The sequence below is a fragment of the Paracoccus sp. (in: a-proteobacteria) genome, from assembly GCF_035556475.1.
GTDB lineage: Bacteria > Pseudomonadota > Alphaproteobacteria > Rhodobacterales > Rhodobacteraceae > Paracoccus.
This window is the reverse complement of the sequence record NZ_DATMFA010000116.1, coordinates 14382-37838: the sequence shown is the minus strand read 5'-3', so window position 1 is coordinate 37838 and position 23457 is coordinate 14382. Positions and strand designations below refer to the sequence as shown.

The 23457-nt window shown below is 65.8% G+C and carries 22 protein-coding genes and 1 pseudogene; 17 read left to right on the top strand and 6 right to left on the bottom strand.

The features are described 5' to 3' along the window. The 3 genes and pseudogenes from VNQ78_RS17040 to VNQ78_RS17030 form a co-directional block, all read left to right on the top strand. A pseudogene (locus VNQ78_RS17040) lies at window positions 1-355 on the top strand (NAD-dependent epimerase); the annotation flags it as partial. Window positions 356-366: 11 nt separating this feature from the next. Beyond that, window positions 367-1257, top strand: coding sequence for an NAD(P)-dependent oxidoreductase (locus VNQ78_RS17035; protein ID WP_325691983.1), 891 nt, complete (start codon window positions 367-369; stop codon window positions 1255-1257). Further along, entirely contained in the window at window positions 1254-3038 is a 1785-nt protein-coding gene (locus tag VNQ78_RS17030) for an IlvD/Edd family dehydratase (RefSeq protein WP_325691981.1), read from the top strand. The genes VNQ78_RS17035 and VNQ78_RS17030 overlap by 4 nt, the downstream gene beginning before the upstream one ends. Before the next feature lie 39 nt (window positions 3039-3077). On the opposite strand, the gene VNQ78_RS17025 is transcribed toward VNQ78_RS17030, so the two are convergent. Then, window positions 3078-4100, bottom strand: a complete 1023-nt coding sequence (locus tag VNQ78_RS17025; protein ID WP_325691979.1) for a LacI family DNA-binding transcriptional regulator — start codon at window positions 4098-4100, stop codon at window positions 3078-3080. A gap of 165 nt (window positions 4101-4265) precedes the next feature. Here VNQ78_RS17025 and xylF point away from each other — a divergent pair, with 165 nt between their 5' ends. Genes xylF through VNQ78_RS17010 form a run of 3 tightly spaced genes read left to right on the top strand, consistent with a single transcriptional unit; the run spans window position 4266 to window position 7378 of the window. Continuing rightward, window positions 4266-5291: a D-xylose ABC transporter substrate-binding protein gene (xylF, locus tag VNQ78_RS17020; RefSeq protein ID WP_325691977.1), complete on the top strand. Its 1026-nt coding sequence runs from the start codon at window positions 4266-4268 to the stop codon at window positions 5289-5291. 48 nt (window positions 5292-5339) lie between these two features. After that, on the top strand, window positions 5340-6635 hold the full coding sequence (locus VNQ78_RS17015; protein WP_325691975.1) for a sugar ABC transporter permease: 1296 nt from the start codon (window positions 5340-5342) through the stop codon (window positions 6633-6635). Next, complete coding sequence (locus tag VNQ78_RS17010) at window positions 6632-7378, top strand: ATP-binding cassette domain-containing protein (RefSeq protein WP_325691973.1); 747 nt, start codon at window positions 6632-6634, stop codon at window positions 7376-7378. Before VNQ78_RS17015 ends, VNQ78_RS17010 begins: the two co-directional genes overlap by 4 nt. 2 nt (window positions 7379-7380) lie before the next feature. Here VNQ78_RS17010 and VNQ78_RS17005 read toward each other — a convergent pair whose 3' ends face one another. The 4 genes from VNQ78_RS17005 to osmF are packed head-to-tail and all read right to left on the bottom strand — an operon-like array spanning window position 7381 to window position 11091. Continuing rightward, window positions 7381-8112, bottom strand: a complete 732-nt coding sequence (locus VNQ78_RS17005; protein WP_325691971.1) for an ABC transporter permease — start codon at window positions 8110-8112, stop codon at window positions 7381-7383. Then, a complete protein-coding gene (locus VNQ78_RS17000; protein WP_325691969.1) occupies window positions 8109-9035 on the bottom strand; it encodes an ABC transporter ATP-binding protein in 927 nt (308 codons plus the stop codon). Before VNQ78_RS17000 ends, VNQ78_RS17005 begins: the two co-directional genes overlap by 4 nt. Further along, window positions 9032-10171: an ABC transporter permease subunit gene (locus tag VNQ78_RS16995; RefSeq protein ID WP_325691967.1), complete on the bottom strand. Its 1140-nt coding sequence runs from the start codon at window positions 10169-10171 to the stop codon at window positions 9032-9034. The genes VNQ78_RS17000 and VNQ78_RS16995 overlap by 4 nt, the downstream gene beginning before the upstream one ends. Before the next feature lie 5 nt (window positions 10172-10176). Beyond that, on the bottom strand, window positions 10177-11091 hold the full coding sequence (gene osmF / locus VNQ78_RS16990) for a glycine betaine ABC transporter substrate-binding protein OsmF (RefSeq protein WP_414694100.1): 915 nt from the start codon (window positions 11089-11091) through the stop codon (window positions 10177-10179). 162 nt (window positions 11092-11253) lie between these two features. On the opposite strand from osmF, the gene VNQ78_RS16985 reads away from it, so the two are divergent. The 11 genes from VNQ78_RS16985 (at window position 11254) to VNQ78_RS16935 (ending at window position 22825) form a co-directional block, all read left to right on the top strand. After that, entirely contained in the window at window positions 11254-13320 is a 2067-nt protein-coding gene (locus tag VNQ78_RS16985) for an NAD(+) synthase (protein WP_325691965.1), read from the top strand. Window positions 13321-13388: 68 nt separating this feature from the next. Further along, a complete protein-coding gene (locus VNQ78_RS16980; protein WP_325691963.1) occupies window positions 13389-14216 on the top strand; it encodes a PaaX family transcriptional regulator C-terminal domain-containing protein in 828 nt (275 codons plus the stop codon). Window positions 14217-14369: 153 nt separating this feature from the next. Beyond that, on the top strand, window positions 14370-15575 hold the full coding sequence (gene pcaF, locus VNQ78_RS16975; protein ID WP_325691962.1) for a 3-oxoadipyl-CoA thiolase: 1206 nt from the start codon (window positions 14370-14372) through the stop codon (window positions 15573-15575). Window positions 15576-15589: 14 nt separating this feature from the next. Then, window positions 15590-16579: a 1,2-phenylacetyl-CoA epoxidase subunit PaaA gene (gene paaA, locus VNQ78_RS16970; RefSeq protein WP_325691961.1), complete on the top strand. Its 990-nt coding sequence runs from the start codon at window positions 15590-15592 to the stop codon at window positions 16577-16579. Window positions 16580-16636: 57 nt separating this feature from the next. After that, on the top strand, window positions 16637-16921 hold the full coding sequence (gene paaB / locus VNQ78_RS16965; RefSeq protein ID WP_325691958.1) for a 1,2-phenylacetyl-CoA epoxidase subunit PaaB: 285 nt from the start codon (window positions 16637-16639) through the stop codon (window positions 16919-16921). Continuing rightward, window positions 16921-17694: a 1,2-phenylacetyl-CoA epoxidase subunit PaaC gene (paaC, locus tag VNQ78_RS16960; protein WP_325691956.1), complete on the top strand. Its 774-nt coding sequence runs from the start codon at window positions 16921-16923 to the stop codon at window positions 17692-17694. The genes paaB and paaC overlap by 1 nt, the downstream gene beginning before the upstream one ends. A gap of 5 nt (window positions 17695-17699) precedes the next feature. Continuing rightward, window positions 17700-18224 (top strand): 1,2-phenylacetyl-CoA epoxidase subunit PaaD, encoded by a 525-nt coding sequence (paaD, locus tag VNQ78_RS16955; protein ID WP_325691954.1) that lies wholly within the window; start codon window positions 17700-17702, stop codon window positions 18222-18224. Between the two features lie 31 nt (window positions 18225-18255). Further along, window positions 18256-19332 carry a 1,2-phenylacetyl-CoA epoxidase subunit PaaE gene (paaE, locus tag VNQ78_RS16950; RefSeq protein ID WP_325691952.1) on the top strand — a complete coding sequence of 359 codons (1077 nt, stop codon included), beginning with the start codon at window positions 18256-18258 and terminating at the stop codon, window positions 19330-19332. An 18-nt stretch (window positions 19333-19350) separates the two neighbouring features. After that, window positions 19351-20103 (top strand): Phenylacetic acid catabolic protein, encoded by a 753-nt coding sequence (locus VNQ78_RS16945; protein ID WP_325691950.1) that lies wholly within the window; start codon window positions 19351-19353, stop codon window positions 20101-20103. 41 nt (window positions 20104-20144) lie between these two features. After that, window positions 20145-22208: a phenylacetic acid degradation bifunctional protein PaaZ gene (paaZ, locus tag VNQ78_RS16940; protein WP_325691948.1), complete on the top strand. Its 2064-nt coding sequence runs from the start codon at window positions 20145-20147 to the stop codon at window positions 22206-22208. Next, entirely contained in the window at window positions 22205-22825 is a 621-nt protein-coding gene (locus tag VNQ78_RS16935) for a transferase hexapeptide repeat family protein (RefSeq protein ID WP_325691946.1), read from the top strand. Before paaZ ends, VNQ78_RS16935 begins: the two co-directional genes overlap by 4 nt. Here VNQ78_RS16935 and VNQ78_RS16930 read toward each other — a convergent pair. Continuing rightward, window positions 22809-23408 carry a TetR/AcrR family transcriptional regulator gene (locus VNQ78_RS16930; RefSeq protein ID WP_325691944.1) on the bottom strand — a complete coding sequence of 200 codons (600 nt, stop codon included), beginning with the start codon at window positions 23406-23408 and terminating at the stop codon, window positions 22809-22811. The genes VNQ78_RS16935 and VNQ78_RS16930 overlap by 17 nt on opposite strands. Between the last annotated feature and the right edge of the window lie 49 nt (window positions 23409-23457).

Genomic DNA, 23457 nt, shown 5'->3' with positions numbered 1-23457 from the left:
GCTGCCCGTTCCCGAAAGCATCCGCCACTGGCACACCTCGCCGCGCTCGGCTGTGGGCTTCATGCTGCACGCCGCGACCATTGACGTCGATCTGGTCGGCCCGCGCCGGAACCTCTCCATGCCCGGCCTCAGCGCCACCGTGGGCGAACAGATCGAGGCGCTGCGCCGCGTCGCCGGCGACAAGGCCGTGAGCCTGATCCGTCGCGAACCGAACGAGATGATCATGCGCATGTGCGAAGGCTGGGCCCCCGGCTTCGAGGCGAAGCGCGCCCGCGAGCTGGGCTTCACGGCCGAGTCGAGCTTTGACGAGATCATCCGCGTCCATATCGACGACGAACTCGGCGGTCAGCTGTGACGGACGGGAACTTGAAACGCATCGCGTTTCTGGGAACCGGGCTGATGGGCGCGCCGATGGTGCGCCGCCTCCTCGCCGCTGGTTTCCCGGTGACGGTCTGGAACCGCGCGCCGGAAAAGGCCGCGGCTCTGGCCGCTGACGGTGCGACCGTTGCCGCCTCGCCCGCCGAGGCGGTGGCCGGTGCGGGAGTCGTCTTCACGATGCTCTCTGACGGCAATGCCGTCCGCGACGTCCTCTTTTCGCGCGGCGTGGCCGAGGCGTTGTCGCCGGGCGCTGTGGTCATCGACACTTCCTCGATTGCCCCGCAGATGGCGCGCGACCATGCCGAAAAGCTGGCGCAGAGTGGCATCGCCCATATCGACAGCCCGGTTTCCGGTGGCGTGGTCGGGGCCGAGGCCGGAACGCTTGCCCTGATGGCAGGGGGTGACGCCGCGATCATCGCAGGCTTGGCCGATGTCTTTGCCCCGCTCGGGCGGCTGACCCATGTAGGCCCCGCTGGCGCGGGGCAGGTCTGCAAGCTCGCGAACCAGCAGATCGTCGCCGTGACCATCGGTGCCGTGGCCGAGGCGATGATGCTGGTCGAGGCTGGCGGCGCGGATCGTGGCAAGTTCCGCGATGCGATCCGCGGCGGCTTCGCCGAAAGCCGCATTCTTGAGCTGCATGGCGGGCGCATGGTTGCCCGCGACTTCGCCCCCGGCGGACCGTCGCGTCTGCAACTCAAGGATCTCGACGCCGTCGCGGCCTTGGCCGAGGCGACCGGGCTGACGCTGCCCTTGACAGAGATGGTCCGCAGCGAGTTCACCGAATTTGTCGCCGCAGGTCATGGCGACACGGATCACAGCGGCCTGCTGCTGCATCTGGAAACGATGAATGCGGGCGCCCCCGCAGAGGAGAGCAAATGACGACCGGTCATCAGCCACCCCGCCGCCTGCGCTCGCAGGACTGGTTCGACAATCCCGACCATGCCGACATGACCGCGCTCTATCTCGAGCGGTTCATGAACTACGGCACCACGCCCGAGGAACTGCGCTCGGGCAAGCCGATCATCGGCATCGCGCAATCGGGCAGCGACCTCAATCCCTGCAACCGCCACCACCTCGACCTTGCCAAGCGGATCCGCGACGGCATCCGCGATGCGGGCGGCATCCCGATCGAGTTCCCCTCGCATCCGCTCTTCGAGAACTGCAAGCGTCCGACCGCCGCGCTCGACCGCAACCTCGCCTATATGGGGCTGGTCGAGCTGCTTTACGGCTATCCCTTCGACGGGGTCGTGCTGACCACCGGTTGCGACAAGACCACGCCCTCGGCGCTGATGGCGGCGGCGACGGTGGATATTCCGGCCATCGTCCTCTCCGGCGGGCCGATGCTCGACGGCTGGCATGATGGCGAGTTGGTCGGCTCCGGCACCGTCATCTGGCGCTCGCGCCGGAAATACGCGGCCGGAGAGATCACGCGCGAGGAGTTCCTTGACGCCGCGCTCGACAGCGCCCCCTCGGTTGGTCACTGCAATACCATGGGCACCGCCTCGACCATGAACGCGATTGCCGAGGCGCTTGGCATGTCGCTGACCGGTTGCGCCGCGATCCCCGCCGCCTATCGCCAGCGCGGCCAGATGGCCTATCGCACCGGCCGCCGCGCGGTGGAACTGGTGCTGGAGGACATCCGCCCCTCGCATATCCTGACGCGCGAGGCTTTCCTGAACGCGATCCGGGTGAACTCGGCCATCGGGGGCTCGACCAATGCCCAGCCTCATATCATGGCGATGGCGAAACACGCCGGGGTGGAACTTCACTCCGAGGACTGGCAGGCGCATGGCTATGACATTCCGCTGCTCGCCAACGTCCAGCCCGCCGGAGCCTATCTGGGCGAGCGTTTTCACCGCGCGGGCGGCGTTCCGGCGATCATGTGGGAACTGTTGCAAGCCGGAAAGCTGAACGGCTCCTGCCCGACCGTGACCGGCGCGAACATGGCCGAGAACCTCGAGGGCCGCGAGGCCACCGACCGCGAGGTCATCAAGCCCTATGCCGATCCGATGATGGAGCGCGCGGGCTTCTTCGTCCTCAAGGGCAACCTCTTCGATTTCGCGATCATGAAGACCAGCGTGATCTCCGAGGATTTCCGCGCCCGCTACCTCTCCGAGCCGGGTCGCGAGAACATCTTCGAGGGCAAGGCCTTCGTCTTTGACGGCTCCGAGGATTATCACCACCGCATCAACGACCCGGCGCTGGATATCGACGAACGCTCGATCCTCGTCATCCGTGGCGCGGGCCCGCTGGGCTGGCCGGGCTCGGCCGAGGTGGTGAACATGCAGCCGCCGGATCGCCTCTTGAAGCGCGGGATCATGAGCCTGCCGACGCTGGGTGACGGGCGGCAATCGGGCACGGCGGACAGCCCGTCGATCCTGAATGCCTCGCCCGAAAGCGCGGCTGGCGGCGGCCTTGCATGGATCCGCACCGGCGACATCGTGCGGCTGGACCTGAACGCGGGCACCTGCGACATGCTGGTGGACGAGGCCGAGATCACCCGCCGCAAGGCCGAGGGCATCCCTGCCGTTCCCGCCTCGCGCACGCCTTGGCAGAAGATCTACCGCGAGACGGTGACGCAGCTTCAGGACGGCGCGACCATCCGCGGGGCCGAGGAGTTCCAGCGCATCTCGGCCACCCCGCCGCGGCACAACCACTGAAAGACGGCCCCGAGCCTTCCGGGCTCGGGGAAGACCCCGTCAGGTGGGCAGATTGTCCCGCAGATAGATCATCGGGATGATCTCGGCCGCGAGGGGAGGGCGGTCGTCCGCAATCGCCTTCATGGCGTCGAGGGCGAGGCCGACTTCCTCGGCGGGTTTCTGGTCGATCACGGCGTCGATCACACCCCCCGCCAATGCCGTCCGTGTCAGCGGGGTCAGCTCGTGCAGGACGGCGAAGGGCCGCTCAGGGCCTAGTTGCTCCAGAATGTGGATCAGGGCGCGATTGCCCGCGCCAATCGAATAGATCCCGGTGATCCCCGGCCAAGTCGCGAGGGCGGCGCCAAGCAATTCCTGCATCCGCTCGGGCCGGTCATGCACCTCCAGCACGGGAAGAAGACGCATGCCCGCATCTTTTTCGGCGATCACCTCGCAGAAACCCTGAAGCCGGTCGCGGTGATCGCGCGCGTTCAGCCTGCCCAGAATCGGCAGGATCAAGCCATTCCTTTGGCTATGCGCGAGCCGGGTCAGACGCCCCGCCGTACGCCCCGCGAGGCAATTGTTGATCCCGACATAAAGCGCGCGCAGATCCGGGGCCGCATCCGAAATCAGCGTGACGACCGGAATGCGCAGTTCCGCCAGTCGCTCCACAGCCTCGGTAAGCGCGGGGGAGTCGCTGCCGATGATGGCGACACAATCGCAATCCCCGGTTTCGATGCGCATGAGTTCGGATGCCAGCGCGTCGGAATCCAATGGCGGAACGTCATGGATTGCGATCCTTACCCGGTCGGGAATGCGCGCGGCCGCCTGCGCCTCCACCGCGTCACGCAGGACCGAGAAGAAGCTGTGATCGCCGAAAGGCAGGTAAAAGCGGAAGTCATAGACCCGCCGCCGCGACAGGTTCGCCGCATGAACGTCGCGCTGATAGCCCAGTTCCTCGATCGCGCGCTGGACGCGCAGGACCGATTTCTCGGCGACGCCCCCGCGCGTATTCAGCACGCGGTCGGCAGTCGAGTAACTGACGCCCGCCGCGCGCGCGACGTCGTGCAGGGTTGGGTTTCGCATCTTGGGGCCTTCCTCCGGCGGACAGGATTCCAACGGGAATGAAAGACGTCAATCAGAATATGAAAGACGTCTCTCTTTTTCTTTTGACAGGTGGCGAACATCGGCTCAATCATGCTCACAGACCCGGGACTCGACCGGGCCTGACGCATCATTGGGGAGGTGAAGATGCGCAATGCCGTTTTGGCGGCCGTTCTTGCGACGGCCGGTTTTTCGACTGCAGCCTATTCTCAGGACATGACGGTCGGCGTTTCGTGGTCGAACTTTCAGGAAGAACGCTGGAAGACCGACGAGAAGGCGATCAAGGACACGCTCGAGGCCGCAGGGGCGAAATACGTCTCGGCCGATGCGCAATCTTCCTCGGCCAAGCAGCTTTCGGATATCGAGTCGCTGATCGCCCAGGGCGTCAATGCGCTGATCATCCTTGGCCAGGACACCGAAGCGGTGGTCCCGGCGGTCGGCGCCGCAGCGGATGAGGGGATCCCCGTCGTCGCCTATGACCGCCTGATCGAGGATCCGCGCGCCTTCTACCTGACCTTCGACAATGTCGAGGTGGGACGGATGCAGGCGGCCGAGGTCTTCAAGGCCGCGCCCAAGGGCAATTATGTGATGATCAAGGGCTCGCCCACCGATCCGAACGCCGATTTCCTGCGCAGCGGGCAACAGGAGGTGCTGCAAAAGGCCATCGACGCCGGCGACATCAAGATCGTGGGCGAGGCCTATACCGAGGGCTGGCTGCCGGCCAATGCGCAAAAGAACATGGAGCAGATCCTGACCCAGAATAACAACGAGGTCGATGCGGTCGTGGCCTCGAATGACGGGACGGCGGGGGGTGCGGTCGCCGCGCTGACGGCGCAGGGGATGCAGGGCATTCCGGTCTCGGGGCAGGATGCGGACCATGCGGCGCTGAACCGCGTCGCCCTTGGCACGCAGACAGTCTCGATCTGGAAGGATTCGCGCGAGTTGGGCAAGGCGGCCGCCGAAATCGCGCTGGCGCTTGCGGGCGGCAAGGCTCCGGCCGAGATCCCGAATGCGATCAAGTTCACCACCCCCGGCGGGAAAGAGATGGACGCGATCCTGCTGACCCCGGTGCCGGTTACCAAGGACAACCTTGCAACGGTGGTCGATGCCGGCTGGATCACCAAGGACGCGCTTTGCCAAGGGGTCCAGAACGGCCCGGCGCCCTGCAACTGAGAGGAGAAGCGGCGGCGGCGCCCATGCGCCGCTGCCCCATCAATGCATATGAGCGATCTGTCCCCCGCCTCGGCAAGCAGCAGCCAGCGATCCCTGATCGCCCGGCTTGAGATCGACCTGAGACTGCTGGGCATGATCGGGGCCTTCGCCCTTGTCTGCCTGACCTTCTGGATCGTCACCGACGGCCGATTCCTCTCGGCGCGCAATATCTTCAACCTGACCATCCAGACCGTCTCGGTCGCGATCATGGCGACCGGCATGGTCTTTGTCATCGTCTGCCGCCATATCGATCTTTCCGTCGGGGCCATTCTGGCACTTGCCTCGGCGGTCATGGGGATGATGCAGGCGCGCTGGCTGCCCACCACCTTCGGCCTCGGCCTTGGCCATCCCCTGATCGCCCCGCTGACCATGCTCAGCGGTCTGGCGGTCGGCACGGCGGTCGGGGCGCTCAACGGCTGGCTGGTCGGCTATCAGCGCATCCCGGCCTTCATCGTGACGCTGGGCGGGCTGCTGATCTGGCGCTATGTCGGCTGGTATCTGACGGCGGGGCAGACGATCGCGCCGCTCGACCAGACCTTCCTGATGTTCGGCGGGGCCGAGGGCACGCTGGGCGTGGCGCTAAGCTGGATCATCGGGGCTATCGCCTCGGCTGCCGCGATCTGGGTGCAATATTCCGCCCGGCACCGGCGCAGGCAGCATGGTTTCCCGACGCGCCCTGTCTGGGCGGAAGGCGTGGTGATGCTGCTGACCTCGGGCGCGATCCTCGGCTTCATCGCCATCCTGAACAGCTATCAGGTGCCGCAGGCCAAGCTGCGCCGCATCTTCGAGGCGCGGGGCGAGGTCATGCCCGACGGTTATACGCAGGGCTATGGCCTGCCGATTTCGGTCCTGATCCTGATCTTCGTGGCCATCGTCATGGCGGTGATCGCAAGCCGCACCCGCCTTGGGCGCTATATCTTCGCGACGGGGGGCAATCCCGACGCGGCCGAGCTTTCGGGCATCAACACGCGCCTGTTGACCGTCAAGGTCTTTGCGCTGATGGGCTGTCTCTGCGGGCTTTCGGCCATCATCGCGCAGGCTCGTCTGCAGGCCCATCCGAACGATATCGGAACGCTGGATGAACTCCGGGTGATCGCCGCCGCGGTGATTGGCGGCACCGCGCTTTCGGGCGGGATCGGCACCATCCATGGCGCGATCCTTGGCGCGCTGATCATGCAGAGCCTGCAATCGGGGATGGCGATGGTGGGGGCGGATGCGCCGCTTCAGAACATCGTCGTCGGCGTCGTTCTGGTCCTCGCCGTCTGGATCGACATTCAATATCGCAAAAGGCTGGGGATGCGATGACGCCACTTGTCGAAATGCGTGACATGTCGGTCTCGTTCGGCGGGATCAAGGCGGTCGATCATGTCTCGGTCGATCTTTATCCGGGCGAGGTGGTGGGGCTGCTTGGCCATAACGGTGCCGGAAAATCGACCCTGATCAAATGCTTGTCCGGCGCCTGCCGCCCCGAGACGGGCGAGATCCGCATCGACGGCCAGCAGGTCGAGATCCGCAATCCCCGCGACGCCCGCGCCTATAATATCGAGACGATCTATCAGACGCTTGCGCTGGCGGACAATCTGGACGCGTCATCGAACCTATTCCTCGGGCGGGAGCTGGTGAACCCGTCGGGCCTGCTGGACGATGCGCGGATGGAGGCGGAGACGCGCAAGATCATGGCGCGCCTGAACCCCAATTTCCGCAAGTTCGCCGAGCCGGTCAGCGCGCTTTCCGGCGGGCAGCGGCAGTCCGTGGCCATTGCGCGCGCGGTCTATTTCAACGCCCGTATCCTGATCATGGACGAGCCGACCGCCGCACTTGGCCCGCATGAGACGCAGATGGTCGCCGAACTGATCGAGGAGCTGAAGCGGCAGGGTCTGGGCATCTTCCTGATCGAGCATGACATCCATGCCGTGATGGCGCTTTGCGATCGGGCGGTGGTGATGAAGAACGGCAAGCGCGTCGGCACGGTGCGGGTCGACGAGGTGACGGATGACGACATCCTCGGCATGATCATCATGGGCAAGGTGCCGCCCGGCGCGACCTGAGGTCAGGCTCCGGCATAGGGGGCCACACGGGCCTCGAGGGCCTGGAAGCCGTAATGGATCAGGACCGCGATGATCCCGACGACCATTCCCCCTTGCAGCACGTAGGCGGTGTTCGAGGAGAGCAGGCCCGCGATGATGACCTCACCCAAGGTCCGGGCCGCGACGGTCGAGCCGATGGTCGCGGTCCCGAGCGAAATGACCGCGTTCAGCCTGATCCCCGCGAGCAACAGGGGCAAGGCCAGCGGCAGGTCGATCTGCCAGAGGCGCTGGAGCGGTGTCAGCCCCATGCCCCGCGCAGCCTCGGTCACCTGGACCGGCTGTCCGGTCAGCCCGGCAAGGGCATTCTCAAAGACGGGAAGCAGACCGTAGAGGAACAGCGCGACCAGCGTGGGCGCGGTGCCAAAACCCAGCACCGGCACCGCCAGCGCAAGGACCGCGACCGGCGGGAAGGTCTGGCCGATCGCCGTGACCGTCCGGGCAAGCGGCAAGAACTCGCGCCCCGCGGGACGAGTGACAAGGACCGCGAGCAGCACCGCGATCAGCGACGAGGCCGCGACCGCCACAGCGACGATTGCCAGATGCGAGAGGGTCAGCGTCAGCAGGCTGGTCTGGACATAGATCGCGGGCGCGTTGTTGCGGGTCAGTGGCTCGAAGAGAAAGGCGAAGCTTGTCGGTGAGGCGAGGAAAGCCAGCAGGAAGGCCGCCGCCAGCAGAAGGCCCGCGCGGCCGATCATTCGGGAGCCTGCAGGGCATGGGCGCGCAGCGCGGCAAGGGTCACGATCCCGCCGCCCTCGACCGGCAGGGCGTCGCGCCCGCTCCACAGGCATTCGGCCAGCGCGTCGCGCAGTGTGGTTTGCGCTGCGATCGGGCTGCCCTTCGCCTCGCCCTCGGTCGCGACCTCGGCCACGGCGGTCAGTGACAGCAGGCGATAGACCCGTTCGCCCGTGCCGACCAGTTCGCGAACGAAGGGGGTGGCGGGCGCGGTCAGGATCCGGGCCGGGCGGTCATATTGCAGGATCCGGCCCCGGTCCATGACAGCGAGGCGGTCACCCAGCCGAACGGCCTCTTCGATGTCATGGGTGACGAGGATGATCGTCGCGCCAAGTCGTTGCTGGATGTCGCGCAGATCCGCCTGCGCCTTGGCCCGGATGACGGAATCGAGCGCGCCGAAGGGCTCGTCCATCAGCAGCAGGTCCGGCCTTGCGGCAAGGGCGCGCGCGACGCCCACGCGCTGCGCCTGACCGCCGGAAAGCTGGTGCGGCATCCGGTCGCGAAAGCGCGACGGTTCCATCTGGAACAGCTCCAGCAATTCGTCGATCCGCGCATCGACCTTGGCCTTGGGCCAGCCCAGCAATCGCGGCACCGTCGCGATATTCTGCGCGACGCTGCGATGCGGGAACAGGCCGTCGCCCTGAATCGCATAGCCGATGCGGCGCCTGAGCTGGTGGACCGGAATCGTCGCCGTATCGACCCCGTCGATCAGCACCGTCCCCGCCGAAGGCGCGACAAGCCGGTTGACCATCCGCAACAGCGTGGTCTTGCCCGAGCCGGAAGTGCCAACCAGCGTCGCGATCTCTCCGGTCTCGACGGCAAGGCTGACGTCGTCCACCACGCGAGTGCCGTCGTAGATCCGGGTCAGGCCGCGGAGTTCGATCATGGCATCCGTCCCTTTCCGCGGCTCAGATCGACCAGAAGATCCATCACGATCCCCGCCAGAAGCGCCAGCGCGATGGTCGGCAATGCGCCCAGCAGCACAAGGTCCATGGCGGTCTGGTTCAGGCCCTGAAAGACGAAGGTGCCAAAGCCGCCGCCGCCGATCAGCCCCGCGATGACGGCAAGGCCGATATTCTGGACCAAGACGATCCGCATTCCAGCCAGCAGCGCGGGCATCGCCAGCGGCACCTGCACTTGAAACAGCATCTGCCCCCGCGTCATACCCAATCCGGTTCCCGCCTCGCGCACGGGGCCAGGCACGGCGGCAAGGCCCGCCAGCGTGTTCGAGACAATGGGCAGCAGCGCATAGAGGAAGAGCGCCGTCATGGCCGGAAAAAGGCCGATCCCCGAAACACCAAGCCTCGCCGCCCCCGGCACGGCGGTCGTGACCCAGGCGAGAAGCGGGATGAGGATCCCGAAAAGCGCGAGCGACGGAATGGTCTGAAGGATGTTCAGCACCGCAAGTACCGGCCCGCGCCATCCCGGCCGCTGAAAGATTGCGACCCCCAGCGGCAGTCCCGCGATCAGCGCGAGGCCCAGCGAGCCGAAGGCAAGCACGAGATGGGTCCGCGCCTCATGCAGGAACGGCTCGCGGCGGACGGCAAATTCGCGCGCGACCGAGACCTGCTCCAGAATACCGGAGGTGAGGAGCAGCCCGACCAGCAGGACCGCCGCGCCAAGCAGCAGCCAGCGCGCCGGCATCGACGGGCGCAGGCGGGTGACCCCATCGGCGAACATCAGCGCGAATGCCGTCAGCACCAGCCAGAAGCCCGAGGCTGGCGCGACGCGGGCAAGTTTCCCGGCCTCGGCCGCCAGCTCGCGCGCGGCGAAACCCAGCGACAGGGTGATCGCGCCCATGCCAAGGACGGCCATTCCCAGCCGCAGCCATGCAGGCCATCGCGGGTAGCACGCGGCAAGCAGCGTGACACCCAGCAGGACCGCGACCGACGCCCCGCCCGCGAACGCAGTGGCAAGGCCAATCCCGTCGCCGGCCGTGATCCGGTTGGCCTTGAACTGGACCAGTGGCAGCATGAGGCCGGAGATCCCCAGCGCCGCGAAAAGCAGGGCGGGCCGGGACACCACCCTCAGTGCAGGAACCCCGCTTCGGTCAGATAGTCCTGCGCGACAGCGGCGGCGGGCTCTCCTCCGACCTGAATGCGGCCGTTCAGGCTTTGCAGGGTCTGAAGGTTCAGCGTCGCGAAGATCGGCGCGAGGATTTCCTTGATCTCCGGGTGGTCGGCAAGAACCTTGGCCCGGACGATCGGCGCCGGCTCATAGACGGGCTGCACGGCCTTGTCGTCCTCCATGACCAGAAGCCCCGCCTCGGCGATGGCGCCATCGGTGCCATAGACCATGGCCGCATTCACGCCCGAGGTCTGCTGGGCCGCCGCGGCAATGGTCGCCGCCGTGTCGCCGCCCGAAAGCTGGACAAGCTGGTCGGGCTTCAGCGTGAAGCCATAGGTCTGCTGAAAGGCGGGCAGCGCCGCGGGCGAGGTCACGAACTCGGTCGATGCCGCAAGCTTGACCTTGCCGCCGCCCGCGATCCACTCGCCCAGTTGCGACATGGTGGAAAGGCCGTTCTCGGTCGCGACATCCTGCCTCAGCGCAATGGCCCAGGTATTGTTCGCGGGCGAGGGATCCAGCCAGACGATGTCGTTCTGGGCCTTGTCGAGTTCGGCGACTCGCGCATAGCCCTTGGCGGCATCCTTCCAGACGTCGCTGTCGCCCTCGTTGAAGAAGAAGGCCCCGTTGGCAGTATATTCGGGATAAATGTCGATCTGCCCCGCGGTGATCGCGTCGCGCATGATCAGCGTCCCGCCAAGCTGCAGCTTGTCCTGCACCGGCAATCCGGCGTCGCGCAGCGCGAGCAGGATGATATTCCCCAGGAGCCCGCCCTCGGTGTCGATCTTCGAGGACACCACGATATCCTGTGCGAGAACCGGCGTGGAAAGCATCAGCAAGGACGCCGCTGAGGCGAGGAGGGACGGAAAGCGAGGCATTGCGATCTCCGGGAATCGGATGCTGGGACAATCCTAGACGCTTGGGGAGCGGAATGGTTCCCTCGATTTCAGGGCAGGCTGTGGGGATGGCTTCGGGCATTCCTCGACTCTCGCGCGATTTCGCGGCTTCTATGGGCGTGCAGGAAAAGAAGGGGTCGATTCATGAATGACGTTCCAGCGGGGGCGTTCTTTGCGCCGCACCGGCACGGCTTTGTTCGCGTGGCGACCAGCACGCCGCAGGTGCGGCCGGCCGATGTGACCTTCAATTGCGACAGTATCCTGACCGAAGCGCGCCGCGCCGACGAGGCGGGGGCGGATCTGCTGGTCTTTCCCGAACTCTGCCTTTCTTCCTATGCGATCGACGACCTGCTGCTTCAGGACGCCTTGCTGCAGGCGGTCGAGGACGCGGCCGCGCGCATCGTCGAGGCCAGCACCACGTTATCCCCGGTCCTTTTGGTCGGGGCGCCGATCCGGCATGAGGGCAGGCTCTATAATTGCGCATTGGTGGTGGCGCGGGGGCGGTTGCTGGGCGTCGTTCCGAAATCCTACCTGCCGAATTACCGCGAATTTTATGAAAAGCGCTGGTTCGCGCATGGCCGCGGCGTGATCCAGCAGCAGGTCAGGGTGGGGGGATGCACCGCGCCTTTCGGAACCGACCTCATCTTCGAGGCCGAGGATCTGCCGGGCCTGAAATTCCATGTCGAGATCTGCGAGGATCTCTGGACCCCGGCGCCGCCCTCGGGTGACGCGGCCATGGCGGGGGCCCTGATCATGGCGAACCTCTCGGCCTCGAACATCGTGATCGGGAAGGCGTCGGACCGTCATACGCTATGCCGGTCGCAATCCATGCGGGCCTTTGGCGCCTATGTCTATTCCGCCGCCGGTCCGGGCGAAAGCACGACCGATCTGGCATGGGACGGGCAGGGCTTTGTCTATGAACTGGGCGACCTTCTGGCGGAATCCTCGCGCTTTCCCGACAAGCCGGAACTGGTGCTGGCCGATGTCGATACCGGGCGGATCCTCTCCGAGAGGCAGCGGACCGGCAGTTTCAACGACGCCGCGCAATTCCATGCGCCCAGCTTCCGGCGCGTCACCTTCGAGCATCGGCCCCGATTTTCCGAAACGGCGCTTCTTCGTCCCGTGCGGCGATTTCCCTTCGTCCCGAACCGCAAGACCCATCTGGATCAGGATTGCTACGAGGCCTTCAATATCCAGGTCGAAGGGCTGCGCCGCCGCTTCGAGGCGACGAGCGGCGGGCATATGGTCATCGGCATCTCCGGCGGGCTCGATTCCACCCATGCGCTGATCGTCGCCGCCAAGACCTGCGATCGGCTGGGGATCCCGCGCGACCGGATCCTTGCCTTCACCATGCCCGGTTTCGCCACATCCGAAGGGACGCGCTCGAACGCGTGGAAGCTGATGCGCGCGATCGGTGTCACAGCCGAGGAAATCGACATCCGCCCGACCGCGCGCCAGATGCTTTCTGACATGCGCCACCCCTTCGCCGAGGGCGAGCCGGTCTATGACATCGCGTTTGAGAATGTGCAGGCGGGGCTCAGGACGGATTATCTGTTCCGCCTCGCGAACCAGCGGGGCGGCTTCGTCATCGGCACGGGTGATCTGTCAGAGCTGGCCCTTGGCTGGTGCACCTATGGCGTCGGCGACCAGATGAGCCATTATGGCGTCAATGCCGGGGTGCCCAAGACCCTGATCCAGTATCTGATCCGCTGGTCCATCCAGACCGCGCAATTCGACGCCGAGACCTGCGAGGTGCTGCAAGCCATTCTTGATACCGAGATTTCGCCCGAACTGGTCCCTGCGACCGAGGGTTCGGCGATGCAAAGCACCGAGGCCAAGATCGGTCCCTATGAGCTGAACGATTTCTTCCTGCACTATATCCTGCGCTACGGCTTTCCGCCGTCGAAGGTGGCGTTCCTCGCCTGGCATGCCTGGCACGATGCCAGCCTCGGCATCTGGCCTGAAGGCTTCCCCCCGCATAAGCGGCACGCCTATGAGCTTGGCCAGATTACGCATTGGCTTGAGCGGTTCCTGTTCCGCTTTTTCGAGATCAGCCAGTTCAAGCGGTCGGCGCTGCCGAATGGCCCCAAGGTCTCGGCCGGCGGGGCGCTGAGCCCGAGGGGCGATTGGCGCGCGCCCTCCGACAGCGTGGCAAGCGTCTGGCTGGACGAGTTGAGGCGGAACGTGCCGGCCGGTGCGGCATCAGCCTGAGTTGCGCTATGGCCTGTCTGTCAAACGCGGCGTAAGGAAGGCGGCGCGACTGGACGGCAGGAGGCAGGATGCCCGAGAACGAATTGATTGACGGGATGCTCGACGGGCTGGCCCTGCGATCGGCCTCGTTCATCGTGACGGTTTACGGGGACGTGGTGGTGCCGCGTGGCGGTGTCCTCTGGACCGGCACGCTGATCGAGATCTGCAACCGCGTCGGGATCAGCGAGACGCTGGTTCGCACCGCCGTCTCGCGGCTGGTCGCGGCCAAGCGCCTCAGCGGCGATCGTTCGGGGCGGCGCAGCTATTATCGCCTCGACGCCTCGGCGCGGAGGGAGTTCGACGAGGCGGCGGCGCTGCTTTACGCGCATGACATTCCGGCGAAAGGCTGGCAGATCCTTCATGCCCCGAACCTTGCCGAGGATGACGCCCGCCACCTGCGCATGGGGCACATGGGCGGGCAGGTCTTCATCCGCCCCGATCGCGGCCAGCCCGCGCCACCGGAAGCGGTGGTCTTTCACGCGGCCGACCCGGAGGCGCTTGGCGCGGTCGCGGGTTACTGGGATCTCTCGGCCCTGCAGCATGGCTATCGCGACATGCTGGCGCGGTTCGAGGCGCTGGAGGCCGAGGGAAATCACCTCTCGGATGCCTCGGCGCTGGTCGCGCGGCTGCTGCTGGTCCATGTCTATCGCGGCGTCTTGCTGCGCGACCCGCGCCTGCCGTCGCGCGTCCTTCCCGAGGATTGGCAGGGGGGTGCGGCGCGTGACCTGTTCCGCCGGCTCTACCGCAAGCTGACGCCGGGCGCGGAACGCCACATCGCCGCGCGATTCGAGGGGCTGGGCGGCCTGCTTCCCGCCACGACGCCCGAAAGCGCCGCGCGCCTCGCCGGACTGACCTGAGGATATTCCTGATTTTCCTGCGGTTTTCCGGCTCGCCTTAAAACATCACAGCAAATCTACATTTCCTATTTTCTTGTGATGAATACTGGCGTATAAGCTGACCAAGCGGTCGGCGAATTGGAGGTTCGGATCGCGCCAGTCAGGGGAGCAAGCATGTCGGAAGCCTTTATCTGCGACGCGGTTCGGACGCCCATCGGGCGCTACGGCGGGGCCTTGGCCTCGGTTCGGGCGGACGATCTGGCGGCACTGCCGCTCAAGGCGCTGATGACCAGAAACCCCGATGTCGACTGGTCCCGCGTGGACGATCTGATCTTCGGCTGCGCCAATCAGGCGGGCGAGGATAACCGCAATGTCGGCCGCATGGCCGTCCTGCTGGCGGGTATGCCGATCGGGGTTCCGGCGACGACGATCAACCGGCTCTGCGGCTCGGGCATGGATGCGGTCGGCATGGCCGCGCGCGCCATCCGGGCGGGCGATTGCGATTTCGTGCTGGCGGGCGGCGTCGAGTCGATGTCCCGCGCCCCCTTCGTCATGCCCAAGGCCGAAAGCGCATTCTCGCGCAGCAATGCAGTTTATGACACGACGATCGGCTGGCGCTTCATCAACCCGGCGCTGAAAAAGCAATTCGGCGTCGATACGATGCCGCAGACCGCAGACAATGTCGCCGCCGATTTCGGGATCTCGCGCGAGGATCAGGACGCCTTTGCCGCGCGCAGTCAGGCCCGCTGGGCCGCCGCTCAGGAAGCCGGGATTTTCGGGGCCGAGATCGTTCCCGTCAGCGTCCCGCAGCGCAAGGGCGATCCGGTCATCGTCGATACCGACGAGCATCCCCGTCCCGGCACCACGGCCGAGGCGCTGGCAAGGCTCAAGGGCGTGAATGGGCCGGATTTGACCGTGACCGCCGGCAATGCCTCGGGCGTGAACGATGGCGCGGCGGCGCTCGCGATCCTTTCGGGGGCCGAGGCGGAACGGCAGGGCCTGACACCCAAGGCGCGCGTCGTCGCCATGGCCGCCGCCGGGGTCGAGCCGCGCATCATGGGCATCGGCCCCGCGCCCGCCGCCCGCAAGGTTCTGGAACGCGCCGGTCTGACCATCGACCAGATGGACGTGATCGAGCTGAACGAGGCGTTCGCCAGCCAGGCGCTTGCCACGCTGCGGGATCTTGGACTGCCCGATGACGCTCCCCATGTTAACCCGAACGGAGGGGCCATCGCGCTTGGCCATCCGCTGGGCATGTCGGGCGCCCGGCTTGTGACAACCGCGATGTATCAGCTTCACCGGACCGGCGGGCGCTACGCCCTTTGCACCATGTGCATCGGCGTGGGGCAGGGCATTGCAATGATCATCGAACGCGTCTGACAGGGAGGCCAGCCATGTATGCACAGCTCGTGAAATCCGAAGGGTCCAAGACCCGCGACGAGATGACGCCCGAGGAAATCGCCTTTCAGGAGCGCATCGACCGCGGCGAGCGGATCGAGCCCAAGGAATGGATGCCGGAGGGCTATCGCAAGACGCTGATCCGCCAGATGGGTCAGCACGCCCATAGCGAGATCGTCGGCCAGCTTCCCGAAGGCAACTGGATCACCCGCGCCCCCACGCTGGAGCGCAAGGCGATCCTGCTGGCCAAGGTGCAGGACGAGGCCGGGCATGGCCTCTATCTCTACTCCGCCGCCGAGACGTTGGGGATCAGCCGCGACGAACTGCTGGCGCAGTTGCACAGCGGCAAGATGAAATATTCCTCGATCTTCAACTATCCGACGCTGACCTGGGCCGATATCGGCGCGGTGGGCTGGCTGGTCGATGGCGCGGCGATCATGAACCAGGTGCCGCTGCAACGCACCTCCTATGGCCCCTATGCCCGCGCGATGGTCCGCATCTGCAAGGAAGAAAGCTTCCACCAGCGGCAGGGCTACGACATCATGATGAAGATGGCCTCGGGCACGCCCGAGCAGAAGGCGATGGCGCAGGATGCGCTGAACCGCTTCTGGTATCCCTCGCTGATGATGTTCGGGCCGTCGGACAAGGACTCGGTCCATTCGGCGCAGTCGATGGCGTGGAAGATCAAGATCAACACCAATGACGAGCTGCGCCAGAAATTCGTCGACCAGACCGTGCCGCAGGCCAAGTATCTGGGCCTGACCGTCCCCGACGAGAACCTGAAATGGAACGAGGAAAAGGGCGGCCACGATTTCAGTGAGCCGGACTGGTCCGAGTTCTTTGCCGTGATCGCCGGCAATGGCCCCTGCAACGAGGAGCGCCTCGGCGCCCGCGTCAAGGCATGGGACGATGGCGCGTGGTTCCGCGACGGGCTGATGGCCCATGCCGAGAAAGCCGCCGCGCGCGCCAAGCACGCCGCAGAATGATCCCGCGGGCGTTCGCGCCCGCCTTTGCCACCCGTCCAGTTTTTGGGGAGGAAGCCCATGTCCAGCGAATGGCCGCTCTGGGAAGTTTTCATCCGTGGTCAGCACGGCCTGAACCACCGCCATGTCGGCAGCCTGCACGCGCCCGACGCCGAAATGGCGATCCGCAATGCCCGCGACGTCTATACCCGTCGCAACGAGGGCGTCTCGATCTGGGTCGTGCGGTCGAATGACATCACCGCCTCGTCGCCCTCGGAGAAAGGCCCGCTGTTCGAGCCGGCAAACTCCAAGGTCTATCGCCACCCGACCTTCTTCGACATCCCGGATGAAGTGGGGCATATGTGATGGCCGGGGCTGAAACCATCGACCGGACCGCTTTCGCGGAATGGTTGCAGCGGGTCGGGGACAATGCGCTGATCCTCGGCCACCGCGTCTCGGAATGGTGCGGGCACTCGCCCGCGCTGGAGGAGGATATCGCGCTGGCGAACCAGGCGCTGGACCTGATCGGGCAATGCCAGCTTTGGCTGGGCCTTGCCGCCGAGGTCGAGGGCAAGGGCCGCAGCGCCGATGATCTGGCCTTCCTGCGCGATGCGGGCGCGTTCCGCAACCTGCTGCTGGTCGAGCGTCCGAATGGCGATTTCGCCCACACCCTGATGCGGCAATTCCTGTTCGACGCCTATCATATCGAGCTTCTGCGGGCGCTGAAGGGTTCGACCGACAGCCGCGTGGCCGAGATCGCGGCCAAGGCCGAGAAAGAGGTGGCCTATCACCTCGAACGTTCGGCCGATCTGGTGATCCGTCTGGGCGATGGCTCGGCCGAAAGCCATGCGCGGATGGAGAACGCGCTGAAATCGCTCTGGCCCTATAGCGGCGAGATGTTCGTTGACGACGCGACCGATCAGGCCATGGCCGATGCGGGGATCGCGCCCTTGCCCTCGACGCTGAAGGCGGCATGGGACGACACCGTCGCGGCGGTGCTGGCCGAGGCGACGCTTGCCCATCCGGGGCAGGCCTGGCAGCACAAGGGCGGCAAGCAGTGCGTCCATTCCGAGCATCTGGGCTTTCTGCTGGCCGAGATGCAGTTCCTGCAGCGCGCCTATCCGGGCGCAACCTGGTAAGCGCCATGACCGCCGCGCCCCATCCCGGTACGGATCAGGTCTGGGACTGGCTCTCGCAGGTCCCAGACCCCGAGATCCCGGTCATCAGCCTGACCGATCTGGGCATCATCCGCGATGTCGCCTGGGCCGATGACACGCTGGTCGTCACCGTCACGCCGACCTATTCGGGCTGCCCCGCGACCAGCATCATCAACCTCGACATCGAGACCGCCCTGCGCGGCCACGGGATCGAGAAGCTGCGGCTCGAGCGCCAGCTTTCGCCGCCCTGGACGACCGACTGGATCACCGAAGCGGGGCGCGAGAAGCTGCGCGCCTATGGCATCGCGCCGCCGATTGACGGCACCGCCGCCGATGGCCGCCTTGCCGGGCGGATCGCGCGGCTGGCGGGATCGTCCAATCTGGTGATCGCCTGCCCGCGCTGCGGCTCGACCAAGACCGAGAAGATCAGCCAGTTCGGCTCGACCCCCTGCAAGGCCAGCTATCGCTGCAACGACTGTCTGGAACCGTTCGACTATTTCAAATGCATCTGAGAATGCATCCCGTTTCAGGAAGGATACCCCCATGGCACGCTTCCATCCGCTGAAGGTCACCGATGTGCGCCGCGAAACCCGCGATGCCGTGGTCGTGACATTGGCCCCGCGCGACGAGGACCGCGCCCTTTTCGACTTTACCCAAGGCCAATACCTGACGCTTCGCCGCGATTTCGACGGCGAGGAGCTGCGCCGCAGCTATTCGATCTGCGCCGGTCTGGACGAGGGCTGCCTGAAGGTCGGGATCAAGCGCGTCGATGGCGGCGCCTTCTCGACCTGGGCGAACGAGAACCTTGCCCCCGGCGACGAGATCGACGCGATGCCTCCGATGGGCAAGTTCTTCACCGCGATCGAGGCCGGGGCCGAGAGGCAATATCTGGGCTTTGCCGGGGGTTCGGGCATCACGCCGGTCCTGTCGATCATCAAGACCGTTCTGGCGCGCGAGCCGCATTCGCAGTTCACGCTGGTCTATGCCAACCGCCAGATCAACACGATCATGTTCCGCGAGGAGCTTGAGGATCTGAAGAACCAATATCTGGGCCGCTTCTCGGTCATCCATGTGCTTGAGCAGGAGGGTCAGGAGATCGACCTGTTCACCGGGCGCATCGATGCGGAGAAGATGACGGCGCTGTTCCAGCACTGGATCGACCCGAAGGCGGTGGACACGGCCTTCATCTGCGGCCCCGAGCCGATGATGCTGGCCATCGCCGCCTCGCTGAAGGAGCATGGGCTGACCGACGGGCAGATCAAGTTCGAACTGTTCGCGAGCAGCCAGCCCGGCAAGGCAAAGGCCCGCGCGGTGTCGCGCGATGCGATCGCGCCGGGCGCGGGGACCGAGGCCACCGTCACGCTGGACGGGGCCACGCGCAGCTTCTCGATGGCGCGGCAGGGCGAGACGATCCTTGATGCCGCGATCTCGAACAACATGGACGCGCCCTATTCCTGCAAGGCCGGGGTCTGCTCGACCTGCCGTTGCAAGGTGATCGAGGGCGAGGTCGAGATGGCAGTGAACCACGCGCTCGAGGATTACGAGGTCCGCGCCGGCTATGTGCTGAGCTGCCAGGCCTATCCGCTGAGCGACCGCGTGGTCGTGACCTATGACGAGTGACCGGGGCAGGGGGGAGCCATGACCGATACCATGAATATCGAGGAATATCTCGCACAGGGCGGCGTGCTGACCGCGCCGGAAAACGTGCCCGCCCGCTATCGCGGCGAGCTTTTGCGCCTGATGTCGAGCTTTGTTGACAGCGAGCTTGCGGCCTCGGCCGGCTTTGCTGCCTCGATCAACTATGCGCCGGGCATCAAGGAACGGATCGCCGCCAGCCGGATCACTCTGGAAAAGGCTGATCACGCCGGACGCGTTCTTGACGTGATGGGGCAGTTCGGCACCGATGTCGCGCGCTATCAGACCAGCCATGACTGGGTGGCCCGCGTCGCGCGCGACGAGGATCTGGGCGCGACGCGCCTGCCCGGCGACATGCGCCTTTCGGTCCTGCATTATCCGATCTCCGGCTGGACCGATGCGGTGGTGCTGAACGTGCTTCAGGGCCTCGCGACCGGGGTGCAGATGACCGAACTGACGCGGGTTTCCTATGCGCCGCTGGCCGAGGTTTTCCGCGAGATCGCCCCGCGCGAGGCGCGCCATGCGGAACTGGGCCTCGAGGGGCTTGGCCGCATCGTCGCATCGGACGAGGGGCGCGAGGAAGCCCGCGCCTCGATCGACTATTGGCGCGGCCGGGTTGCCGACGGGTTCGGCAGCCTCGCTTCGGCCCGCTATGACATGCTCAGGCGCTTTGGCCTGCGCCATAGCCCGAATGAAACCCTGTTTGCCCGCTGGCAGGCGCTTGTGACTGAAAATCTGGCCGCGCTCGGCCTTTGAGGGGCATGTCCCCCGGAAACGAACTGATCGAGGATAAGACCATGACCACTCCGCGCCGGCTTGAAAGCTATGTCTGCGGCCGCTGGACCCCCGGCGACAAGGACGGCCAGACCCTTCTGGACGCTGCGACCGGCGCGCCGGTCGCGCTGATCGACTCGACCGGGATCGACTTCGCCGCCACATTGGCCCATGGCCGGGAAATGGCCGGGCCGAAGCTGCGCGCCATGTCCTTCCATGAGCGGGCGGCCATGCTCAAGGCGCTGGGGCAGGCGCTGATGGGCATGAAGGAAGAATTCTACGCCGAGAGCCTGCATACCGGCGCCACGCGCAGCGATGGCTGGGTCGATATCGAGGGCGGGATCGGAACGATGCTGACCTTCGCCTCGAAGGGGCGGCGCGAGCTTCCCAATACCCGCGTCCTGACCGATGGCGAGGTCGAGCCGCTGTCGAAGGACGCAAGCTTCAGCGCCCAGCACATCCTGACGCCCTTGCAAGGGGTCGCGGTCCATATCAACGCCTATAACTTCCCGATCTGGGGGATGCTGGAAAAGATCGCGCCGACCCTTCTGGCCGGTGTGCCCTGCGTGGTGAAACCCGCCTCGCAGACCGCCTATCTGACCGAGTTGATGGTGCGGCGCATCATCGAGATCGCGATCCTGCCCGAAGGCGCGCTGCAACTGATCTGCGGTTCGGTCGGGGATCTCTTGGACCATGTGACCGGACAGGATGCCGTGACCTTCACCGGCTCGGCATGGACCGGGCGCAAGCTGAAGTCCCATCCCACCATTGTGGCGAACTCGGTGCGCTTCACCATGGAGGCGGACAGCCTCAACGCCTCGATCCTTGGCCCCGACGCGGTGGCGGGCACGCCGGAATTCGACCTGTTCGTGAAAGAAGTCGCGCGCGAAATGACGGCGAAGGCCGGGCAGAAATGCACCGCCATCCGCCGCGTCATCGCGCCGCGCGCGCAGGTCGATGCGCTGGTCGCGGCGCTGCGCGAGCGGCTGGAAAAAACCACCCTCGGCCTGCCGGGCGAGGAGGGGACGCGCATGGGTCCGCTCGCAAGCCTCGACCAGCGTGACGAGGTTCGCGACCGCATCCGCGAGCTGCAATCCGTGGCCGAGATCGTCGCGGGCGACCCCGATGCGGTGCGCCTTGCCTCGGGTGATGCCGAGCGTGGCGCCTTCCTGAATCCGGTCCTGCTTTACGCGGATAAACCCTTCGCGGCGAATGCGGTGCATGAGGTCGAGGCCTTTGGCCCGGTTTCGACCGTGATGCCCTATGAGGATCTGGCCGAGGCGGTGAGCCTTGCGCAGCTGGGCAAGGGGTCGCTCGTCTCCTCGGTTTTCACCGACGACCCGAAGGTCGCCGAGGAGGTGGTGATCGGCGTCGCGCCCTATCACGGCCGCGTTCTGATCGGCAACCGCGCCTCGGCCAAGTCGTCGACCGGGCATGGCTCGCCCCTTGCGGCGCTGGTCCATGGCGGTCCGGGCCGTGCCGGTGGCGGCGAGGAAATGGGCGGCATGCGCGGCGTCAAGCATTACATGCAGCGGACTGCCGTGCAGGGTGCGCCGCGCCTCCTCTCGGCCGTGACCGGGCGCTGGATCGAGGGCGCGGATGCCAATGAGGGCATCCATCCCTTCCGCAAGTCGCTGGCCGAATTGCGGATCGGCGACCAGCTTGTCACCGCCGCCCGCGAAGTCACGCAGGAGGATGTCGAGCATTTCGCGCATTTCACCGGCGACACCTTCTATGCCCATATGGACACGGAAGCGGCCCGCGCGAACCCGTTCTTCGAGGATCGCGTGGCGCATGGCTATCTGATCGCCTCCTTCGCGGCGGGGCTGTTCGTCGAGCCCAATCCCGGTCCCGTGCTTGCCAATTACGGCGTCGACAACATGCGCTTCCTGGCGCCGGTCTATTTCGGGGATACGTTGCAGGTTCGCCTGACCTGCAAGGAGATCAACCCCCGCGCCAATGCCGAACATGGCGAGGTGCGCTGGGATTGCCGCGTGACCAACCAGAAGGGCGAGACGGTCGCGCAATATGACGTGCTGACCATGGTGGCCAAGACCTGGCCCGCGGTCGCGCAGGCGGCTGAATGAGCCGCGTCTATGCCTGGGACGGCATCGTCCCGGTGATCGACCCCGCCGCCTTCGTCCATCCCGAGGCGGTGGTGATCGGCGACGTGATCATCGGCCCGACAGTCTATGTCGGGCCGGGTGCCGTCCTGCGGGGGGATTTCGGGCGGATCATCCTGAAGCCCGGCTGCAATGTGCAGGAAACCTGCGTGATCCATTCCTTTCCCGGCAAGGATGTCGTGGTCGAGGAACTGGGCCATATCGGCCACGGCGCGGTGCTCCACGGCTGCCATGTCGGCCGTAACGCCATGGTCGGCATGAATGCGGTAGTGATGGACGAGGCGGTGATCGGCGAGAATACCATCGTCGCGGCCATGGCCTTCGTGAAGGCAGGCGCGCAGATCCCGAGAAACAGCCTTGCCGTCGGCTCTCCCGCCAAGGTCATCCGTGAGCTTTCCGCCGAGGAGATCGACTGGAAGCGCCGGGGCACTGGCGTCTACCAGCAACTCGCGGTCGAGGCGCGGGACAAGCTGAAACCGGCCGCGCCGCTTTCAGCGCCCGAGCCGGACCGGCGCCGGGCCGAAGCCCCGCGCTATGATCCCTTGGTGCTCGAGCGCGCTGGCTTCAGCGAACGGCCTTGATCCCTTCGAGGATCAGGGTCGTCGCCACGTCTGCATAATCCTCGCGCGAGATACGGCCACCGTCCCGGAACCACATGTAGACCCAGTTCATCATGCCGAAAAGCGACATGGTGACGGGCATCAGCAAGGGGCGTTCGGGCTTGTCCAGCTCAGGGCTGATCAGGCGCAGGACGGCCGCGAACTGGCGCACGATGCGCTTTTCGACGGCCAGGATATCGGCCTTCTGCTCATCGGTCAGGGCCGAGGTCGCGTTCAGCTGCACCTTGTGCTGATCATCGGCGCCCTTATAGGCCTCGAGGACGGTCCCGACCAGCTTGCGCAACCGCTGTTCCGGCGGCAGCGAGGGGTCGTCATCGGCGGCAATCGCCTCGTCCAGTTCCTCGAGATGGGTGATGATGATCTCGAAGATCAACTCGCCCTTGCTGGGGTAGTAATGGTAGAGAAGCGCCTTGGAGACCTGCCCATGCGCTGCGATCTGCGCCATCGAGGCTTTTTCCATGCCCTGCTCGGCAAAGACCGCGGCGGCGCTGATCAGAAGGCCCCGCCGTTTCTCATCGAAATCGACTGCTCGTGTCCGAGCCATGAAATCCCTTTCGACCTCGTTGGGTCCGTATCCTGTGTCCAGACGGAGG

Excerpts from the sequence above, each read along its gene's own strand:
- VNQ78_RS17030 (WP_325691981.1), top strand. The coding sequence starts at position 1,254 with ATGACGACCGGTCATCAGCCACCCCGCCGCCTGCGCTCGCAGGACTGG.
- VNQ78_RS17025 (WP_325691979.1), bottom strand. The coding sequence starts at position 4,100 with ATGCGAAACCCAACCCTGCACGACGTCGCGCGCGCGGCGGGCGTCAGT.
- xylF (WP_325691977.1), top strand. The coding sequence starts at position 4,266 with ATGCGCAATGCCGTTTTGGCGGCCGTTCTTGCGACGGCCGGTTTTTCG.
- VNQ78_RS17015 (WP_325691975.1), top strand. The coding sequence starts at position 5,340 with ATGAGCGATCTGTCCCCCGCCTCGGCAAGCAGCAGCCAGCGATCCCTG.
- VNQ78_RS17010 (WP_325691973.1), top strand. The coding sequence starts at position 6,632 with ATGACGCCACTTGTCGAAATGCGTGACATGTCGGTCTCGTTCGGCGGG.
- VNQ78_RS17005 (WP_325691971.1), bottom strand. The coding sequence starts at position 8,112 with ATGATCGGCCGCGCGGGCCTTCTGCTGGCGGCGGCCTTCCTGCTGGCT.
- VNQ78_RS17000 (WP_325691969.1), bottom strand. The coding sequence starts at position 9,035 with ATGATCGAACTCCGCGGCCTGACCCGGATCTACGACGGCACTCGCGTG.
- osmF (WP_414694100.1), bottom strand. The coding sequence starts at position 11,091 with ATGCCTCGCTTTCCGTCCCTCCTCGCCTCAGCGGCGTCCTTGCTGATG.
- VNQ78_RS16985 (WP_325691965.1), top strand. The coding sequence starts at position 11,254 with ATGAATGACGTTCCAGCGGGGGCGTTCTTTGCGCCGCACCGGCACGGC.
- VNQ78_RS16980 (WP_325691963.1), top strand. The coding sequence starts at position 13,389 with ATGCCCGAGAACGAATTGATTGACGGGATGCTCGACGGGCTGGCCCTG.
- pcaF (WP_325691962.1), top strand. The coding sequence starts at position 14,370 with ATGTCGGAAGCCTTTATCTGCGACGCGGTTCGGACGCCCATCGGGCGC.
- paaA (WP_325691961.1), top strand. The coding sequence starts at position 15,590 with ATGTATGCACAGCTCGTGAAATCCGAAGGGTCCAAGACCCGCGACGAG.
- paaB (WP_325691958.1), top strand. The coding sequence starts at position 16,637 with ATGTCCAGCGAATGGCCGCTCTGGGAAGTTTTCATCCGTGGTCAGCAC.
- paaC (WP_325691956.1), top strand. The coding sequence starts at position 16,921 with ATGGCCGGGGCTGAAACCATCGACCGGACCGCTTTCGCGGAATGGTTG.
- paaD (WP_325691954.1), top strand. The coding sequence starts at position 17,700 with ATGACCGCCGCGCCCCATCCCGGTACGGATCAGGTCTGGGACTGGCTC.
- paaE (WP_325691952.1), top strand. The coding sequence starts at position 18,256 with ATGGCACGCTTCCATCCGCTGAAGGTCACCGATGTGCGCCGCGAAACC.
- VNQ78_RS16945 (WP_325691950.1), top strand. The coding sequence starts at position 19,351 with ATGACCGATACCATGAATATCGAGGAATATCTCGCACAGGGCGGCGTG.
- paaZ (WP_325691948.1), top strand. The coding sequence starts at position 20,145 with ATGACCACTCCGCGCCGGCTTGAAAGCTATGTCTGCGGCCGCTGGACC.
- VNQ78_RS16935 (WP_325691946.1), top strand. The coding sequence starts at position 22,205 with ATGAGCCGCGTCTATGCCTGGGACGGCATCGTCCCGGTGATCGACCCC.
- VNQ78_RS16930 (WP_325691944.1), bottom strand. The coding sequence starts at position 23,408 with ATGGCTCGGACACGAGCAGTCGATTTCGATGAGAAACGGCGGGGCCTT.